Consider the following 3,745-nt stretch of genomic DNA (forward strand, 5'->3'; position numbering starts at 1 on the left):
GTATTCGCCCACCTCGTTCCAAAACGCGGCCTCTCGCTGTGCCTCCAGCCGTTCCAGCGGTACGTCGACCAAATCGAATTTGAGATTGTACATCGGAAGCTGCCAGTGGTTGTAGAAGAGCCGCGCGTGCTGCTCGGTGGCGACATCCGTGACCAAACCTTCCGAGTCTAAGCGAGCTCCAAGTTGCTTGGAGAGCTCGCGCGCTTCAACCGGGCCTTCGTCTTTTACGAAGTCGACGTTGCCCCAGATATCACTGGTAGCTTGAAGTCCTGCACGGGTCATAACCCCCAGCACCTCAAGCGCTTCGACAATTTGCAAGGCGATGGGGCGTATAGCTATCGTAGAACCGCCCCAGCGATTGGGATCATTCCATTGCGGTATCCCTTCCTCGTGGACCTCGATGTCGGCGTACATTGTGCTCTCACGCAAATAGAGCGACCAATTGGGAACGATGTATTCGCTCATACCTCCGTCGAGAAGGTGGCCTTGTCGCTCGTTGTCGACGTACTCTTGAAGCTGGGCGATGTTTGTTGGCCGCCATGACTGAGCATTGGCATAGATCATACGAGAGAGATGATCGTAGAGCGTCTTTTTAACGATCCGACCGATGCGCTTGCCAACCTCGGGCACCGGGCACCGCACCAAATCGATCAGGATAAGCGCCTTCGCTGACTCTTCCTCAGCCAAGCCCGAGAGCACTGCTGCCTCACGCGGATTGTCCTCCAACGTTTCCGCCGCTCGCCAAAAGCCCTGCGCGCTTTGAAGTATGATTGGAAGGCCTTCGGAAATGAAGTCGAGGCGCGCCGAATGCCTCATGTTGCAGAGGGCGCGTGCCTGACGACCCGCCATCATCGATCAAAAACTCAGCAGCCTTCTTAAAACGATTAGCGCTTGGAAACCACTCGTCGAAGTATTCCTGCGCCATGGTCAGCGCTTGTTCGGGCGTTTTGGGTTTAGGCGTGTGCAACTCGGTGTCGTCGGACTGGTAAAGCGCTACGCCGTCCTGCTTCACGTCCATGAAGAAATAGCGACCGTGCGCCAGCCCATCGTTCACTTCCTGTAGGGTATGGACGATGAAGTTGACCGGGGTTTTGAGCGTCCCGGTTACACCATATTCGCGCATGAGCCGGTCATCGAGCTTGGACCAGTACTTCACTCGATCTGTAAGTCTGCTGTCGTTGACGATCACGAGCAGATCGTAATCCGACTGGTAGCCCTTGGCTGTATGCGGCTCATCGACCCATGTTCCGCGCGCATAGCTGCCGTAGAGAATGACCTTGAGAATGCGACCGGCCTTCTTCCATTCATGCTTGGCAAGCGCGAACGCGTCATCAAACTCTTCGAAGATCAGCTGCACCACGCGCTCTAGTTCGCGCTGCTTTTGCGGGGGCAGATGATCGAGGTCGGTCTTCATCACTCAATCTCTAGCAAGCGCTTGAGATTCTTGCACCTGCCAAGTGGCGAGGCGCGCGGCGACGGCGCACCCTAAAGCGCTGAGGAGCCGCGCGCTGGCGGTTCGCGTTAGCAGCAATCCGACAGGATTGTTTGTTAGGATAGTTAAGGGACTCTCGAGCCCAGCATTTCTGCGGATTTGAGGCCTGATTCGGTTCCCGATAGTCCGAGCTTTCGGTTCCTGATCGTCCGAGTCCAGCGGTTCCCGATAGTCCGAATAGCTCACAGCTTTATCCACAGGGTTAGCCATCCCCATTTCTGGGGAGGGGGCTTGAATCGCGTTTCCAGTAGGAGTGTGCTGGGAGGCTTGCATCGGAACCTGCTTCATGACCCGGCTGCGCGCTCGGCGATGAATTCGCTCATGGCGCTCTTTCGTGCAGTGCGGTCGAGCGCAAAGCTACCTCGCTGGAAGTTCGTGCCATTCAGCAAAGCGCTGACATACCCTGCGATCATGTCCGCAGCGGTGATAAGCGTAGCGTCCAAGACGTGGATGTACCTGCTGGTGATTGATCCTTTTGCGTGCCCCAAAAGTGCGGCAATCGTGATCTCGGTAAATCCGAGATCATTGCCCATGCTGGCGAAGCTGTGACGCAGCACGTGGGCTGTGATCCCCTCCAATGGTGAGCCGCTAAAGAGGGCGTTCCAGTGGTTTGGGAAGCCGCCAAAAGCATTATCTTCGCCAAATCCCGGGAACACAAAGCTACCCGTGGCAGTCTGACGCTGTGCCTCAAGAAACTCGACAACAGGCAGGCCGATGGGCCGTATTGATCTGCCTTCCTTGCTTTCGGAAAGCCGCAGGCAGCTGCCATCCAGGTCCACGTCGCACCATTTCAGATTGATGATCTCGCCCCGTCTGCAACCGGTTAAGGCGATCTGGCGGATGATGTCCGTTGTCGGCCAGAACTTTTCTTGCGTCTGCGCGTCTCGCAGCATGCTTCCTAAAATACCGTACTCGGCTTCGGTCAAACGCCGCTCGCGCACCTTGTATTTTGGCTTCTTGATCCCGTGCGTGGGATTGTGTTCGATGATGCCCAGATCAATGGCGTAGGAGAGTATTCCTCCTATGAGGCCAAGGGTCCGCGTGGCAGTTCCAGGACCGCCCCTCACGATTGATTTGCCCCGCAGTTTCTTGGTTTTGACGATAATCCGCGACCGACCTGCCATAATGTCGCGCATTATCTTGACCATATCGGCTCTGGTCAGATCCTTGACGCGCCGGGTTCCGATGAGCGGAATGATGTGTCTCTTGATCCGACCGATATCGGTATCGATGGTCGATTGCTTCTTCGGTCGCCCTCCCTTGCCAAGAATCAGGCCATCATCGAGGTCCTGAATATAGCGCCTGCAGAGTTCTTTCATCGTCATCGCACGGTGATCTTCGAGGCGCTCCTCTGCCGGATCGTCGCCTCCTGCAACACGCCCCAGCTGAGCCTTCGCTTCTCGGCGGGCCAGTTCCGCTGTCCACACTCCGTGCAATCCAAGCGTAAGCCGTCTGGCGCGTCCCCTCTGTCGATACTGGATTACATAGCTGCGCTTGCCCGACCGGTATACCCGGAGCCCAAAACTGGGTAGCTCTTCATCCCAAATGATGTAGTCTTTCACCTGAGGCTTGGCTGCCTCGACGGTGCGCTTCGTCAGTTTGACCACGGCGATCTCCGTTTCCAGAGCCCCGTTTTGAGTAACTGTGGTGTCATCACTCGGAAGAAAACCGGGGCGTAGATTTGGGTACGCCAGCAAAACCCGAGTTCAATATAAATCTATACAAAACAGTAGTTTAGAGTAGGATTTCGTAGTCTGGCGTACCCGTTCTGTACCGGCTCCGAAGGCAGAGGTCACAGGTTCGAATCCTGTCGGGTGCGCCAGCTTTTCCGCCATTTTTTGATTTGGACGGCACGCGAGCTCCGGCGAAACTCCGGTTAATTTAATGAGAACGCGCCCGAGGCGGCAGCTTCGATGCGGTCGATCAACTCCTCGATGAGTCGAACCGCATCGACGAGATAAGCCTCATGGTAAGGCGTTGCATATTTGTCGGAAACGTTCGGTCGGATGTGGCCCAACATAAGCCGACCTTGCGTATCCCATGCGCCGATCCGCTCCAGCTGTGGCCTGATGAGCGAGACGGTGCTGCGGCGGATGAGCTTTTCGCCGCTTTGACCACTGCCAGGGAACCCAAGCGTGTTCGCCATCTGCCGAAAGGCAGTCCGAATAGACCCGCTTTTGATGAATTTCCCATCGTTTGCATTCAAGAGTGGGACTAGCTGGCGAGGCGCTCGAACCAAAGGACGGTACTTGT

The 3,745-nt window shown here is 56.1% G+C and carries 2 protein-coding genes and 2 pseudogenes; all 4 read right to left on the bottom strand.

All coding sequences use genetic code 11. The features are described from left to right. Window positions 1–726, bottom strand: a 726-nt coding sequence (locus ACGHJ7_RS14680) for a hypothetical protein (RefSeq protein ID WP_248284189.1), incomplete at its 3' end; no start/stop codon positions are given. A 156-nt stretch (window positions 727–882) separates the two neighbouring features. Beyond that, window positions 883–1,414, bottom strand: a pseudogene (locus tag ACGHJ7_RS14685) (nucleotidyltransferase domain-containing protein); the annotation flags it as partial. 362 nt (window positions 1,415–1,776) lie between these two features. Continuing rightward, window positions 1,777–3,099, bottom strand: coding sequence for a site-specific integrase (locus tag ACGHJ7_RS14690; protein WP_222826946.1), 1,323 nt, complete (start codon window positions 3,097–3,099; stop codon window positions 1,777–1,779). Between the two features lie 269 nt (window positions 3,100–3,368). Next, window positions 3,369–3,745, bottom strand: a pseudogene (locus ACGHJ7_RS14695) (hypothetical protein); the annotation flags it as partial.

It is taken from the genome of Altererythrobacter sp. MTPC7 (genome assembly GCF_042851395.1).
Taxonomy (GTDB): Bacteria; Pseudomonadota; Alphaproteobacteria; order Sphingomonadales; family Sphingomonadaceae; genus CAJXSN01.